The sequence below is a fragment of the Amorphoplanes digitatis genome (genome assembly GCF_014205335.1).
Lineage (GTDB): Bacteria > Actinomycetota > Actinomycetes > Mycobacteriales > Micromonosporaceae > Actinoplanes > Actinoplanes digitatus.
Genome location: NZ_JACHNH010000001.1, coordinates 8622842 through 8637500, shown reverse-complemented (window position 1 = coordinate 8637500; position 14659 = coordinate 8622842). Strand labels below are relative to the sequence as shown.

The 14659-nt window shown below is 68.4% G+C and carries 12 protein-coding genes and 2 rRNA genes (1 of these 14 only partly in view); 7 read left to right on the top strand and 7 right to left on the bottom strand.

All coding sequences use genetic code 11. The features are described 5' to 3' along the window. From BJ971_RS38235 to BJ971_RS38225, 3 genes are all read left to right on the top strand, one after another. Positions 1-2257: ribosomal RNA gene (locus tag BJ971_RS38235) — 23S ribosomal RNA — on the top strand; it begins 853 nt to the left of the window's first position. Positions 2258-2376: 119 nt separating this feature from the next. After that, positions 2377-2493, top strand: a 5S ribosomal RNA gene (gene rrf / locus BJ971_RS38230). Between the two features lie 133 nt (positions 2494-2626). Beyond that, entirely contained in the window at positions 2627-3424 is a 798-nt protein-coding gene (locus BJ971_RS38225; protein ID WP_184998164.1) for a hypothetical protein, read from the top strand. A gap of 72 nt (positions 3425-3496) precedes the next feature. On the opposite strand, the gene BJ971_RS38220 is transcribed toward BJ971_RS38225, so the two are convergent. Further along, positions 3497-3826 carry a hypothetical protein gene (locus BJ971_RS38220; RefSeq protein WP_184998163.1) on the bottom strand — a complete coding sequence of 110 codons (330 nt, stop codon included), beginning with the start codon at positions 3824-3826 and terminating at the stop codon, positions 3497-3499. 102 nt (positions 3827-3928) lie between these two features. After that, on the bottom strand, positions 3929-5323 hold the full coding sequence (locus BJ971_RS38215) for an FAD-binding oxidoreductase (protein WP_377885245.1): 1395 nt from the start codon (positions 5321-5323) through the stop codon (positions 3929-3931). Between the two features lie 68 nt (positions 5324-5391). Between BJ971_RS38215 and BJ971_RS38210 the strand changes: the two genes are divergently transcribed. Then, positions 5392-5958 (top strand): TetR/AcrR family transcriptional regulator, encoded by a 567-nt coding sequence (locus BJ971_RS38210; protein WP_184998161.1) that lies wholly within the window; start codon positions 5392-5394, stop codon positions 5956-5958. Here the strand turns inward: BJ971_RS38210 and BJ971_RS38205 are convergent. Then, on the bottom strand, positions 5955-6230 hold the full coding sequence (locus tag BJ971_RS38205; RefSeq protein WP_184998160.1) for a hypothetical protein: 276 nt from the start codon (positions 6228-6230) through the stop codon (positions 5955-5957). The two genes, BJ971_RS38210 and BJ971_RS38205, sit on opposite strands and share 4 nt — an antisense overlap. 94 nt (positions 6231-6324) lie before the next feature. On the opposite strand from BJ971_RS38205, the gene BJ971_RS38200 reads away from it, so the two are divergent. Continuing rightward, positions 6325-7869: a cation:proton antiporter gene (locus BJ971_RS38200; RefSeq protein WP_184998159.1), complete on the top strand. Its 1545-nt coding sequence runs from the start codon at positions 6325-6327 to the stop codon at positions 7867-7869. 35 nt (positions 7870-7904) lie between these two features. Further along, positions 7905-8963 carry a PIN domain-containing protein gene (locus tag BJ971_RS38195; protein WP_184998158.1) on the top strand — a complete coding sequence of 353 codons (1059 nt, stop codon included), beginning with the start codon at positions 7905-7907 and terminating at the stop codon, positions 8961-8963. Here BJ971_RS38195 and BJ971_RS38190 read toward each other — a convergent pair. Next, positions 8960-9226: an Ig-like domain-containing protein gene (locus BJ971_RS38190; protein WP_184998157.1), complete on the bottom strand. Its 267-nt coding sequence runs from the start codon at positions 9224-9226 to the stop codon at positions 8960-8962. The genes BJ971_RS38195 and BJ971_RS38190 overlap by 4 nt on opposite strands. Positions 9227-9406: 180 nt before the next feature. Here BJ971_RS38190 and BJ971_RS38185 point away from each other — a divergent pair, with 180 nt between their 5' ends. Then, on the top strand, positions 9407-10609 hold the full coding sequence (locus tag BJ971_RS38185; RefSeq protein ID WP_184998156.1) for a PP2C family protein-serine/threonine phosphatase: 1203 nt from the start codon (positions 9407-9409) through the stop codon (positions 10607-10609). 349 nt (positions 10610-10958) lie between these two features. Here the strand turns inward: BJ971_RS38185 and BJ971_RS38180 are convergent, their stop codons facing one another. The 3 genes from BJ971_RS38180 to BJ971_RS38170 form a co-directional block, all read right to left on the bottom strand. Then, complete coding sequence (locus BJ971_RS38180) at positions 10959-12407, bottom strand: sensor domain-containing diguanylate cyclase (protein ID WP_184998155.1); 1449 nt, start codon at positions 12405-12407, stop codon at positions 10959-10961. Positions 12408-12750: 343 nt separating this feature from the next. Then, positions 12751-13404 (bottom strand): response regulator, encoded by a 654-nt coding sequence (locus BJ971_RS38175; protein WP_184998154.1) that lies wholly within the window; start codon positions 13402-13404, stop codon positions 12751-12753. Then, positions 13401-14603, bottom strand: a complete 1203-nt coding sequence (locus tag BJ971_RS38170; RefSeq protein WP_184998153.1) for a sensor histidine kinase — start codon at positions 14601-14603, stop codon at positions 13401-13403. Before BJ971_RS38170 ends, BJ971_RS38175 begins: the two co-directional genes overlap by 4 nt. Positions 14604-14659 lie beyond the last annotated feature (56 nt).

Sequence of the window (14659 nt, the reverse complement as noted above, 5' to 3'; positions counted from 1 at the left end):
TGGTTAGGGGTGAAAGGCCAATCAAACTCCGTGATAGCTGGTTCTCCCCGAAATGCATTTAGGTGCAGCGTCGCGTGTTTCTTGCCGGAGGTAGAGCACTGGATGGTCTAGGGGGCCTACAAGCTTACCGAAATCAGCCAAACTCCGAATGCCGGTAAGTGAGAGCGCGGCAGTGAGACTGCGGGGGATAAGCTTCGTAGTCGAGAGGGAAACAGCCCAGATCACCAGCTAAGGCCCCTAAGCGTGTGCTAAGTGGAAAAGGATGTGGGGTCGCATAGACAACCAGGAGGTTGGCTTAGAAGCAGCCATCCTTTAAAGAGTGCGTAATAGCTCACTGGTCAAGTGGTTCCGCGCCGACAATGTAGCGGGGCTCAAGCACACCGCCGAAGCTGTGGCATTCACATATTAACCCCGCTCCAATCTTCGGGTTGGGGTGCAGGTGTGTGGATGGGTAGGGGAGCGTCGTGTGGCGGGTGAAGCGGCGGAGTGATCCAGCCGTGGACGCTACACGAGTGAGAATGCAGGCATGAGTAGCGAATGAAGGGTGAGAAACCCTTCCGCCGGATGACCAAGGGTTCCAGGGCCAGGCTAATCCGCCCTGGGTGAGTCGGGGCCTAAGGCGAGGCCGAGAGGCGTAGTCGATGGATAACGGGTTGATATTCCCGTACCCGCGAAGGAGCGCCCAAGACGAACCTCATTATGCTAACCACGCGATCTGCCGGCGACCTTCGGGTCAAGGGTGGGGAGTCTGGGATCCTGGTGGGTAGTAGTTTAGCGATGGGGTGACGCAGGAAGGTAGCTGAGCCCGGCCGGTGGTTGTGCCGGGGTAAGCGTGTAGGCCGTGTCATAGGCAAATCCGTGACACATTGAGGCTGAGACGTGATGCCGAGCCGATTCAGGTGAAGTCAGTGATCCTATGCTGCCGAGAAAAGCCTCTAGCGATGTTCCGAGCGGCCCGTACCCCAAACCGACACAGGTGGTCAGGTAGAGAATACCGAGGCGACGGGCGAACTGTGGTTAAGGAACTCGGCAAATTGCCCCCGTAACTTAGGGAGAAGGGGGGCCGGACGCGTGAAGCCCCTTGCGGGTGGAGCGTGGTATGGCCGCAGAGAGCAGGGGGAAGCGACTGTTTACTAAAAACACAGGTCCATGCCAAGTCGTAAGACGATGTATATGGACTGACGCCTGCCCGGTGCTGGAACGTTAAGGGGACCTGTTAGCTCTTCGGGGCGAAGCGGAGAACTTAAGCGCCAGTAAACGGCGGTGGTAACTATAACCATCCTAAGGTAGCGAAATTCCTTGTCGGGTAAGTTCCGACCTGCACGAATGGCGTAACGACTTCCCCACTGTCTCAACCACAGGCCCGGCGAAATTGCAGTACGAGTAAAGATGCTCGTTACGCGCGGCAGGACGGAAAGACCCCGGGACCTTTACTATAGCTTGACATTGGTATCCGAATGTAATTGTGTAGGATAGGTGGGAGCCTGTGAAGCTCGGACGCCAGTTCGGGTGGAGGCAATCTTGAAATACCACTCTGTTGGATTTGGGTATCTAACTTGCGGCCCTGATCGGGTCGAGGGACAGTGTCTGGTGGGTAGTTTAACTGGGGCGGTTGCCTCCTAAAAGGTAACGGAGGCGCCCAAAGGTTCCCTCAGCCTGGTTGGCAATCAGGTGTTGAGTGTAAGTACACAAGGGAGCTTGACTGTGAGACTGACAGGTCGAGCAGGGACGAAAGTCGGGACTAGTGATCCGGCACTTGCGTGTGGAAGCGGTGTCGCTCAACGGATAAAAGGTACCCCGGGGATAACAGGCTGATCTTCCCCAAGAGTCCATATCGACGGGATGGTTTGGCACCTCGATGTCGGCTCGTCGCATCCTGGGGCTGTAGCAGGTCCCAAGGGTTGGGCTGTTCGCCCATTAAAGCGGTACGCGAGCTGGGTTTAGAACGTCGTGAGACAGTTCGGTCCCTATCCGCCGTGCGCGTTGGATACTTGAGAAGGGCTGTCCCTAGTACGAGAGGACCGGGACGGACGAACCTCTGGTGTGCCAGTTGTCCCGCCAGGGGCACGGCTGGTTAGCTACGTTCGGAAGGGATAACCGCTGAAAGCATCTAAGCGGGAAGCTCGCTTCGAGATGAGGTATCCCACCACCTTGAGTGGGTAAGGCTCCCAGCTAGACTACTGGGTTGATAGGCCGGAGATGTAAGCCTAGTAATAGGTTCAGTCGACCGGTACTAATAGGCCGAGGGCTTAACTACACCAAACTTTATGCTCGACGCGTCCACTGTGTGATTCACAGCAAACAACCACCCCTTTGCACGCCCGGCAACATCAGGGTGTGTGTCAGAGGGATGTTGGTTGTGTCGCTGATAGCTGTTTCGGTGGTTATAGCGGAGGGGAAACGCCCGGTCTCATTCCGAACCCGGAAGCTAAGCCCTCCAGCGCCGATGGTACTGCACTCGGGAGGGTGTGGGAGAGTAGGACGCCGCCGGACTTAACGTGATAGGAAAGGCCCACCCGGAAACGGGTGGGCCTTTTCTGCGTTTGCGTGGCATCATGACGCGATGCATCGTGTAGCCGGCGCGGGCGGTGGGTAATAGATGCTCATGGCTGTCCGGGTTGGTGCGTTGGCCGTCGCCGTAGGGCTGATGGCGGGCTGCTCGATGGCCGACGGCGGCGGGCGGGATTACAACCCCGACCATCAACCCGGCTATGTGGTTCCCAATCAATCCCCCGGGCCGGCGCCGACCTGGCCGGGCGGCGGGACCGGGCTCGGGCTTCCCGGCATCGGGCAGGCCGAGCCGAGCGAGCCGGATCACGTCGTACGTGGTGGCTCCGCCGACGCCGGCAAGCCGGCCAAATTTGCGCTGGTCAACGCCGCGGACGTCGTTCGCGTGGCGGTCGGTGATCTCGGCGGTGACCTCTACCAGGTCTCCACGCCGGCGGAGTCCAGTGTGGTTCCCAAGGTCGACGTCGATGGTGCGAGCGTCGTCGCCGGGCTGCGGGATGGCGGCCGCGACGGCCTCGCGATCGTCACCGTGGTGCTCAGCGACGATGTCCGCTGGGAGGTCCGCCTCGCCGGCGGGGCCAGCGACCAGGCCGTCGATCTCACCGGGGGTCCGGGAGGGGACGTCGACTTCGCGGCGGGTACCAGCCGTGCCGAAGTGACGCTGCCTGCGGGCCGTGGAACGCAGCGGGTCACGCTCGGGGGCGGTGCGAGCCGGCTGGTGGTGCACCTGACCGGGAACGGGCCGGTCCGGGTCGCCACCGGAAGCGGCGCGGGCGAGGTCACCGTCGACGGGCAGACCCAGACCGGGGTGTCCGGCGGATCGGTGTTCGTCGCGCCGGGCTGGGACGCCGCGGCCGATCGGTTCGACATCGACGCCACCAGCGGAGTGTCGTCGCTGACGGTGGCCCGGGGCTAGCACTGCAAAGGCACTCAGCAGGTAGTGGCGGCGGTTGATGTTGATCGATGGTCTGTGGAGCTGGACCGTGCCCTAGCCGGCCCGGCGGGCACGGAGCCGCTGGGGTGGTACGCCCGCGGCCGTCAGCTGGATCGCTATGGCGGCCGAGGAGTTGTCCATGAAGACGACGACATGGTGGTCATCGGCGAGATCGCACAGGGCGGCCAGTGTCCCCAGGTTGATCGGATCGACATCGGACACGTCGCCCAGGTCCAGGATCAGGCGCGCCGGGCGCACGTGGCGGACGGTGTGCACCAGTACCTGCCGGAAGTGGACGGCACATTCCAGCCCCACCTGACCGTGCGGCTGCACCACCACACTTCCGTCCACGCCCCTGCGGACGTCGACGGCGGTGTTCGACATCGGACTGCCTTCCGTCGCCCTGCGTTCGCCGAGCGGCCAGCGTATGCCGGTTTCCCCGGCCAGGTCGACCCGTACGCTGCGCGAATTCGCGCGGTGCGGGACTTACAAGCCGATGACCTTGCCGGGATTGAAGAGATCCAGCGGGTCCAGCGTGCGCTTCAGCGCCTGCATCATGGACAGTGCCGGCGGGTCCAACTCCTGCCGCATTCCGGCGCGTTTCAGCAGGCCGACGCCGTGTTCGCCGGTGACCGTACCCCCGAGGGCGATCGCCTCGGTGAGTATCTCGTCGAAGGCCTTCTGCGCCGCTTCGCGGGCCGTTTCGTCGCCGGTGCGCGTACGGATCAAAGGGTGCAGATTGCCGTCACCCGCGTGGGCGACTGTCGCGATCGCGATGCCGTGCCGGGCGCCGATCGCCTCGATCGACGCCAGCATCGCCGGCACGGCCGACCGGGGCACGCACACGTCCTCGGTCAGCACCGGGCCGAGGCGTTCCATCGCCGGATAGGCGAGCCTGCGGGCGGCGAACAGCGCCTCCGCCTCGAGCTCGTCAGTGGAGTGCTCGGCCCACTGCGCGCCCGCGTCCCGGAAGACCTGGGCGAGCGCGGCCGCCTCGTCGTGGCCGGCCTCGCCCGGCGTGTCGACCTGGGCGAGGAGCAGCGCCTCCGCGGTCGCCGACAGGCCCAGGTGCTTCCAGTCCTCGACGGCGCGCAGGCACGCCCGGTCCAGCAACTCGAGCGCGGTGGGGAGCAGGCCTGCGCGGGTGGTCGCGGCCACCGCGTTTCCCGCGGCCACGACGTTGTCAAAGGCGCCGACCACCGTACGGGGTGCCGCGGTGCGGGCGGGGCGCAGGCGCAGCGTGACCTCGGTGACGACGCCGAGGGTGCCCTCCGAGCCGACGAAGAGCCCGACCAGGTCGTACCCGGCGACGCCTTTCGTGGTGCGGCGGCCGGCGCGTACCGCCGTACCGTATGGGCCCGCCGGGCCGCCGACCACGGCCTGGAGGCCGAGGACGTAGTCGCGGGTGACGCCGTATTTGAGGCAGCAGAGGCCGCCGGCGTTCGTCGCCACGTTGCCGCCGATGGTCGACCAGGGCGCGCTCGCCGGGTCGGGCGGGTACCAGAGGCCGTGTGCCGCGACCGCCGCCTTCAGGTCGTCGTTGACGACGCCGGGCTGGACGATCGCGATCATGTTGTCCGGGTCGATCTCCACGATCCTGTTCATCCGGGACAGGTCCAGGATGAGGCCGCCGTCGACCGCGTTCGCGCCGCCGGACAGGCCGGTGCCCGCGCCGCGGGCGACGACCGGGATCCGGCGTGCCGCGCAGGCCGCGACGATCGCGGTGACCTCCTCGGTCGTGCGGGCACGGATCGCGCCGACCGGCCGGCCGGTGGGTGCCCACTCGGCGTCGTCGTGGCTGAGCGAATCGAGTACGTCGGAGTCGGTGATCAGGTCGAGGCCCGGCAGGTCGGCGGCGAGCGAACGGTCGCCGGGGTCAATCGTCGACATGGTCCGACCCTAGGCCTTGCCGACGCCGGATCCCGCCGCCGATGCACCATGATTACCGGGTGGCCGAGGGCTATCTGAAGGGTCGGATCCGTCGGGAGGACATCGTCACGGCGGCCGTGGGGGTGTATGCCGAGGCCGGGTATCACGCCTCGTCGCTGCGGGAGGTCGCCCGGCGCGCCGGGATCACGCACGCCGGCCTGCTCTATTACTTCCCGGCCAAGGAGGCGCTGCTCGCAGCCGTACTGGAGCGTCGCGACGCGGAGGACGCCGAGCAGCTCGCGGCGCCGCCCGGCCTCGACGCGCTGTGCCGGCTGATCGAGCTCGCCGGCCACCGCGCCGACGTGTATTCGCGGCTGGCCGGCGAGGCGGTCGCGGCGGACCACCCGGCACACGACTACTTCGAACGGCAGTACGCGGCGGCCCGCCGCGACGCGGTCGACTCGTTCAGGGTGCTCGCCGAGCGCGGTGAGCTGCGCGAGGGCGTCGACCCCGGGTACGCGGGACTGAACCTGGTGGCGCTGATGGACGGCCTGCGGGTCCAGTGGCTTTCCAACGGCGCCGCGGTGGACCTGGCCGGTGCGCTGCGCTTCTACCTTCAGGACCTGCTGACCGTCCCGCTCGACTAGGCGCGGCGCCGGCCCCGGAGCCAGGCGATGCTCGCGGCGGCGCCGAGGACGCCGACGAGGGCCACCTTGAAGCCGATCTTGCTGAAGACCAGGTGGCCGATCGACCGCACGACCGCTCCGCTCCACCAGGAGGGTTCGGACAGGCGTCCCCAGTCGGCGCGGAACTGCCAGCCGACGATCCACCAGCCCAGGGCGATGAGGGCCAGCCCGCCCGCGCCGGCCAGCACGGCGGCGAGGATCAGATGTTTTGGACGAATCTGAGGCTGATTCACCAGGTCAGCGTAGAAAACACCGGACACGCACAGCATCCGTCCATGGACCGAATCCTGCCTATATCGAAAGTGGGTGCACTCTAATCTGATCCTCGTGGAAGGCGTGCAGCTCCTGCTCATCATCGGTGTCGGCATCGCGGTGTCGGCGGTCGCCCGGAAACGGAACTTCGAGCCGGGAATGATCATCGTGGTGCTGGCCGCGGCGGCGTCGTTCATCCCGGCGATGCCGCGGTTCGAGCTCGACAGCGAGTTCATTCTGGCGGTCGTGGTGCCGCCGCTGCTCTACTCGGCGACCCGCGGTGCCTCGTTCGCGGCGTTCGGTGCCAACCTGCGCGCGATCGTGACGCTCGGGGTGCTGCTGGTGGTGCTCACCACGGGCGTGCTCGGCCTGGTCGCCTCCTGGGTGCTGCCGACGATCGGCGCCGCCGCCTTCGTGCTCGGCGCGGTGCTCGCGCCGCCGGACACGATCACCACGGTGTCGCACGGCGACGAGATCGGGCTGCCGAAACGGGTCACCTCGATCCTCACAGGTGAGAGCCTGGTCAACGACGCGACCGCGCTCACCCTGTTCAGCATCGCGATCGGCGTGGTGGTCCGGGGTGAGCACACCTCGCTCGGGCACGGCGCGATGGAGTTGCTACGGAACGCGTTGGTGGGCATCGGCATCGGGGCCCTGTTCGCGGTCGCGACACTGTGGATCCGCAAACGGCTGGGCAATCCGACGCTGGAGACGGCGCTGGTGCTGCTGGTGCCGTTCACCGCGTTCCTGGTCGCCGAGGTGGCGGAGGCGTCGGGGATCCTCGCGGTGGTGGTGGCCGCGTTCTCGATCAGCATCAACCTGACCCTCGACCCGAGACATCAGTACCCGGGCGCGTACCGCACCCGGCTGCAGGAACAGGCGCTCTGGCCGGTGCTGGACTTCGTGCTGGAGACGTTCGTCTTCGCGTACATCGGATTGCAGTTGAGGTTTGTGCTCGAGGAGCTGGCGAGTTCCGCGGAGCCGGGGCTGGTCCGCACCCTGGCGGCGGCCGGCGCGCTGCTGGTCGTCGCGATCGTGTTCCGGCTGGTGGCGGTCTACCTGCTGTTCGGGCGGTGGACGCTGCGCCACCGGATGATCAAGCGGCGGATCGAGCGGGACGCCTCCTTCCGGGCCGCCCACGAGGAGCGCAGGCGGCGGCGGAGCCGGCGCGGCGGCGAGCCGCTCGACCCGCCGACGCAGCGGGAGACGCTGCTGGTCGGCTGGATCGGCATGCGCGGCATCCTCACCCTGGCCGCGGCCGGCTCGGTGCCGGCCTCGGTGCCGGGCCGAAGCGCGATCCTGGCGATCGCGCTGCTCGTCACGCTCGGCACCCTGCTCGTGCAGGGCACGACGATCGGCTGGCTGACCCGGCGGCTGAGGTTCGACCTGAGCGCCGAGTGGGATGAGGAACGGGAACTCCTCCTGCGTGGCCGGCAGATCGTTGCCGAGGCGTCCGCCGAGCCGGCCGCCAGCCCGGACGCCACTTTCGAGGCGCAGCGGCTGGCGCTCGGCCGGGCCGTGAGCGAGCGGCGGCTCACCGAGGAGATCGCCCGCGCGATGATCGAGGACATCGACCTGCGGCAGGCCGCGCGGCACACCATGCCGCCTGCGCACGGCTGACCCCGCGGCCGCGTTACCGCGCGTACGCTGGCCTCGTGGATCAAGAAGAACGCATCGCATTGTTCCTTGACTACGAGAACCTGGCGATCAGCGCGCGCGACCACCTGGGCGGCGTGCCGTTCGAGCTGCGGCCCGTGGCCGACGCACTCGCCGAGCGGGGGCGGGTGGTGGTGCGCCGGGCCTATGCCGACTGGTCGTACTTCGACGACGACCGGCGGATGCTCACCCGATCGCACGTCGAGCTCATCGACATTCCGCAGCGGATGGGTGCCTCGCGCAAGAACGCCGCCGACATCAAGATGGTGGTGGACGCCCTCGAAGTGGCGTTCGAGCGGGCCTACATCTCGACCTTCGTGCTCTGCACCGGCGACAGCGACTTCACCCCGCTGGTGCACAAGCTCCGCGAGCTCAACAAGCGTGTCATCGGGGTGGGGGTCGAGAAGTCGACCTCCGCGCTACTGCCACCGGCCTGCGACGAGTTCCTCTACTACGACCGCCTCGAGGGCGTCGAGGTCCCGCCGCCGCGCTCCCGGCCCGGCCGGTCGGTGAGCCCTCCCGAGGCGGCACCCCAGCCGCCGGTGGTGGAGGCGCCCATGCGCGACGCCGACACGCTCGCCGCCCTGGTCGCCCAGACCGTGGCCGGCCTGCAGAGCAGTTCCAGCGGTACGGTGACCGCGTCGACGCTCAAGCGGACCCTGCTCCGGAAGGACCCGACCTTCAACGAGGCGGACTACGGGTTCCGCGCCTTCGGCGAACTCCTTCGGCACCTGTCCGGGCACAACGTGGTCGAGCTGGGCGGCGGCTCGGCCAAGGGCGACCCCGAGGTCACGCTTCCGGAACACGGCGACCGGGAGGCCGCGTTCGCCCTGCTGCGTACCGTTGTCTTCGACCTCGCCGGCAGCGACGGGTCGACGGCCCTTTCCGGTCTCAAGAATCAGGTACGCAAGGTGGCGCCCGACTTCAGTGAGAAGAAGCTGGGCTACCGCAGCTTCCTCCAGTTCTGCAAGGCGGCGGCGACCGGCGGCGCCGTCGTTCTGAGATGGAGCGCCGACGCCGACGACTACCTGCTCACCACCGGCAAGGCGGATTCCTAACCCCGGTACCAGGTTCGGGTACCGGTGTAGGCCACGTTGCCGAGCTTGTCGTACGCGCGGATTCGTACCTTCATGGTTTTGGGTTGCTTCGTGGGGTTGACGCTGAGCAGGTAGGCCGAGGTGGTGTCCTTGGCGATGACCTTGCCGTTGGTGAGGAGTTCGACGCGGGCGATGCCGCTGGCCTGGACCGCGACCTTGACGGTGCCTTTGACCTTGGCTTTGCTCTTGGGCGCCTTGGTGATCGACAGGGTGGGTGCCGGCACCAGAGCACGGCGCTGGGCCTCGCCTCCAGCCGCGTCCGATCGCGGACGTGGCCAAGCAGCTGGCGTCCGGCATGAGAAGCTGGCAACCGGGTCGCGAAAGCCGCACGACAGCGGACAGGGCAGGAAGCGACGGGCCGCTGTGACGCGGACGGCAGGGAAAGAGGAGGGGCTCGGTCCGCGATGAGCAGGCTCGAATCGTTGCGTCAGCTGCTGCGACAGTCGCACTACGCCCGGGCGGAGGATCTCCCGGAGATGGTGATACGGGTGGCGCCGCTGGTCGATGCCACCGCGCTGGTCATCTACCTGGTGGACCACCAACAGCGGGACCTGAAGCCCTTGCTCGGCGGGTCGGCGCCGCCTCGCCAGGCGTTCGGCGTCGACGGCACCCTCGCCGGCCGGGCGTTCACCATGCTCGCCCCCTGTGCCAGCGAGGCTGCGGCCGACGGGAGCCGGCTCTGGCTCCCGCTGCTCAACGGCAGCGAACGGCTGGGCGTTCTCGAGGTCGTATCCGACACACCGCTACCGGACGACGCCGTCGACGACTGCATCGCGGTGGCGTCGCTGCTGGCCGAGATGGTGGTCACCCGTAGTCTCTACAGCGACACCCTCGAACGCGCGCGGCGCCGCGAACCGATGCAGCTCGCGGCCGAGATGCTGCGCACCCAGCTGCCACCGCTGACGTTCTCCACCGGGCATTTGGTCATCAGCGGCATCCTCGAGCCCGCCTACGACGTCGGTGGCGACGCGTTCGACTATGCCGTCAACGGCGACATCGCCCACCTCGCCCTGTTCGACGCCGTCGGGCACGGCTCCGCCGGCGGTATGCACTCGGTCGTGCTCGCATCCATCGCGCTGGCCGGATACCGCAACGCCCGCCGAAGCGGTATGGACCTGGTAGCGACCTACCACCACATCGACAACGCGGTACGCGACTACGACCGGGCCGGGATGATCACCGCGGTGCTCGCCGAACTCCACCAGCGCACCGGAGTCCTGCGGGTCATCTCGGCCGGGCACCCAGGCGGCATCGTCATCCGGCAGGGCCAGGTGGTCAAGGTGCTACCCACCCCGACCGCGCTCCCCGTCGCCCTCGGCAACCGCCGGCCACCCGTGGTCGTGCAGGAGGTACTGGAACCCGGCGACCGGCTCCTGCTCTATACCGACGGAATCATCGAGGCTCGCTCCGTCGACGGCGAAGAGTTCGGCATCGAGCGGCTCATCGCGTTCGCGACCCGCGCCGCAGCCGACCAGCTGCCGCCGCCGGAGACCACCCGACGACTGGTGCACGCCATCCTCGAACACCAGCAAGACCAGCTACAGGACGACGCCACCCTGCTCATCGCAGAATGGGACGGTCCAGCGCCAGCACCAATCGGACACTGAATCACCGCCCGGCGGGCAACGGACCGTTCACGGCGGACGCGTAGGTATCGCGCCCAGCTGCCTGCGCCGTAGCCGCCAATCCTTCGCCAGTTGTTCAGTCCCGGCCGCGGTGGGCCGGTCGTGCCGTCCCACCCGGCGGCGCCCAGGTTCGGCGCCTCACCGGGATCTGCGCGATCACGGAGGTTCTGCTGCGCCTGCCGATGACGATGATCTTCGGCCGCTTCCCAACTGGACTTCCTGATGAAATCGACTATCGGGAGTCGGTGTCGGGAGGTCAGCTCGATGTAGTTCGGGTGCCGAGCTGGAACGGCGCTTGAGACCCCCGATGACTGAGTCTTTGTCTTACGGATCAGTAGGCAGTCGGCGCGGCGTGCCGGTGCCTACCGCGGTTGTGCCGTTTGACCTCGTACATCCTGGTGTCCGCGGCGGCCATCAGGTCGTCCGCGCCGGTGTCGTGGCCGCCGACGGCGACGCCGATGCTGGCGCCGATGTTCACGAGCTGTTCCGGCAGGTTGAAGGGCAGACTCATGTCCGCCATGAGCTGCCCGGCCCGGGTCCGGGCGTCCGCCACATCGACGACACCGGTCAGGATGGCGGCGAATTCGTCTCCGCCGAGCCGGCCCAGTAGGTCCTGATCCCGCAGGCCGGCCCGCAGCCGTTGGGCGGCGGCCACCAGGAGCGCGTCGCCGGCGGCGTGGCCGTAGTCGTCGTTGACGGCTTTGAAGCCGTCCAGGTCGATGAAGAACAGAGCCACGGAGTCCCCGGCCGGGGCGTCCCGGAGCGCCGATTCCAGCACCCGCAGCACCTCCGCGCGGTTCGGCAGGCTGGTCAGCGGATCGTGCGCCGCGGCGTGGGCGAGCCGGGTCTGCTGGGCGCGCCGGTCGCTGATGTCGCGCTGGTTCGCCACGATGCCACGTACGGCCGCGTGGTCGAGGGCGTTACGCAAGGTGACCTCGTGCCAGTGCCAGGTGCCGTCGCGGTGCGCGACTCGCAGTTCAAGGCGAGCCTGGCTGCCGGCGCCGGCGTCGGCGACTTCGGCCAAGGCGGCGCGGGCCTGCTCCTGGTCGTCCGGGTGGAACAGGCCGAGATAGGCGGTGTTCAGCAGGTCGTCGGCGTCCCAGCCGCTGACCTGTCGCACGGCGGCGCTGACGTGGGTGAGCCGGCCGCCGGCGTCGATGACGGCGAACACGTCCGAGGAGCCCTGCACCAATGCCCGGTAGCGTTCCTCGGCGCGTTCCAGGGTGCGCCCGGCCCGTTCGGCCCGGGCAGCGCTGAGTCCGAGGTTGCTCAGCCCGAAACCGCCCAGGAGCAGAAGAATGGCGGCGGCGACGTGCGAGTGGGCCGCGGCCACCACCGACGGTACGACGCCGAGTTGGACGGCGGCCTGGATCGCAACGGTCGCCAGCACGGTGATCATGGTTGCTGAGCGCCAGGCGTGGGAGCCGGACCAGCCGATGTGGAGGGTGCCGATCAGGATCACGGCGGCGGGCAGTAGGAAGCCCCAGCCGGCCAGGGCCAATACAACGCCGAGCAGGACGGTGCCGTACAGCAACCGAAGTTCGACCCGGTTGTGCAGATAGCCGCCGCCGAGCCGCCGCTGGAACCGTTCGCTGCCGGACGCGCCGAACAGGGTGGCCAGCGTCGCCAGCAGCAGCGGCGCTCCGCGGACGGCACCGTGCTGTTCGCCCCACACCGCTAGTGCCCAAACCGTGAGGAACAGGGTCGGCGCGCCCACCCAGAGCGGGACGACGTCGGTCGTCGGAATCGCGCCGAGTGTCCGCGGCCGCGCTTGCGTCACGTCGCTCCTTCGCCTTGAGGGCTACTCAAACGCCAGTCATCGGACGGCAGGAGCCCGACCTGAGGAATCGGATCGCTGTAGGTCAAGGCGAGGCGGATTGCCAGCGGCCCGCCGGCGTCGCTGTGGGCTCATTCGGCGTTGTAGGCGGTCATCCATGTCCAGTCGGCTCGGCACGGACCGGTACAGGTGGACAAGCACCCTGGTACGCCATGCGGTCCTGACCGGGATGCGCCGTTTTTGGCGCCGCGTCACCTATCAAGAGTTGCCAGACATGAGTGTCGATAGGGCGCCGAGTTGATCTTCGACTCAAGATCGTTCGATCGGACGATGATTTGGCTATGGCTCAATGTCCTGCGTCGTGCACGTGGCGGGCGACCTGGACCCGGTTGGTGACCTCCAGCTTGGCGAACACGCTGCCGATGTGGGTCTTCACCGTGGCGACGCCCATGTGTAGGGCGTGGGCGATCTCGGCGTTGGTGAGGCCCTCGCTGACCGCGACGGCGACCTCGTACTCGCGGCCGGTCAAGCGGGCGACGAGCGCCTTCGCGACGCGACGGCGAGTGTCGCCGCTGTCGCGGGTGACGGCGGCGATCAGCTTCGTCGTGATGCTCGGGGAGAGCATCGGTTCGCCTCGCGCGGCCCGGCGGACGGCGGTGACCAGATCCGCCGGCGTGGTGTCCTTGAGCAGGAAGCCCGCCGCGCCGGTACGCAGCGCGGCGACGACGAGCTCGTCGGTGTCGAACGTGGTGAGGACCATGATGCGCGCGGGGGATCCGCGTTCCCGCAGCCGCCGGGTCGCGGTCAGGCCGTCGGTGCGCGGCATCCGGATGTCCATCAGCACGACGTCGGGGACCTGCTGGGTCACCACGTCGACCGCCTCCCGTCCGTCGGCGGCCTCCCCGACGACGATGATGTCGGGCGCACCGCCGAGGATCATCCGTAGGCCGGACCGGACGAGGGCGTCGTCGTCGGCGACGACCACGCGCAGCGGGCTCACGCCGGCCACGGCAACCTCGCCTTGACCAGGAACATCCCGTCGGGGCGTTGACCCGCGGTCAGCGTGCCACCGGCCATCTCGGCGCGTTCCGCCAAGCCGGCGAGCCCGACTCCGGGCGGCGCCACCCGGGGCGCGGGTGTTGCCGGCGCCCGATTGCTGACCTCCAGCTCCAGGTGGCCGCGGCGGCCCGTGGCAGCGGGCGGTCCGGCGCCGGCGGCACGAGGATGGGCCAGGCGGACGGTCACGGGTGCGCCGGGTGCGTGCCGGCGGGCGTTCGTCAGGGCCTCCTGCACGATCCGGAAAGCGGTGCGGGACAACGTCTCCGGCAGGTCCTGCATCACGACGTCACTGTTCAGCCGGACCTCCGAGCCGGCTTCCCGGGCGTCGGCGAGTAGGGCCGGCAGCTCGGCGAGGGTCGGCTGGGGCGGCTCGACCAGGCTGTCGACGGCTGCGGCGTCACCCGCGCGGAGCACACCGAGGACCTCGCGCAGCTCGGCGAGGGCGAGCTGGGCGTTGCTCTGGATGATCTCGGCGGTGCCGACGGTCTCGGTGCGGGTGAGGTCGCCGCGGTAGGTCAGGGCGCCGGCATGCAGCGCGACAAGCGAGATCCGGTGAGCCAGAACGTCGTGCATCTCGCGGGCGATCCGGGTCCGTTCCGCGTCGCGGGCCGCGCCGGCCGCGAGCGCCTGCTCGCGCTCCGCCGTCATGGCCCGTTCGTGTAGCGAGACGACCAGGTCGCGGCGGACACCGAGGTAGGAGCCGGTGGCAAGGCACACCACGACGAATGCCAGCAGCAGGACGATCGTGCCGGGGGAGAAGCCCGGGCCGACCAGCTCGGCGGTGATTCCGGCGGCGACGGCGACGGCCGCCACCAAGGCGGCCCACTCGCGTCGGCGGCGGGTCGCCATCGCGCCCACCGCGATCGCCGTCGCGCCGACACTGGACGCGGAGAACACGGCCACCGCCGTCGACACGCACGCGACCGCCAGGGGATGGCGGAGGCGCAGCGGCAACAGGGCCAGCATCGCCGCACCGAGCAGCAGATCGACGACAAGCAGCGCGCCGACCAGGTCCTCGGTGGCCGGGGCCAGCGGACTGGAGAGCCGGTCGGCGGCGTGTGCGATCCAACCCGCGGCCCCGGCGGCGACCGCGAGCGCGTACTGCCCGATCCTGGTCCAGGTGGGTGGGGGCGGAAGCATAGGCCAGCGTAGAGAGCTGCCGGGCGCGGCGTCTCCACCCAGGGGTGGAGGCGGCG

Coding starts and splice junctions, on each gene's coding strand:
- BJ971_RS38220 (WP_184998163.1), bottom strand. CDS start 3,826: ATGTCGAACACCGCCGTCGACGTCCGCAGGGGCGTGGACGGAAGTGTG.
- BJ971_RS38185 (WP_184998156.1), top strand. CDS start 9,407: ATGAGCAGGCTCGAATCGTTGCGTCAGCTGCTGCGACAGTCGCACTAC.
- BJ971_RS38170 (WP_184998153.1), bottom strand. CDS start 14,603: ATGCTTCCGCCCCCACCCACCTGGACCAGGATCGGGCAGTACGCGCTC.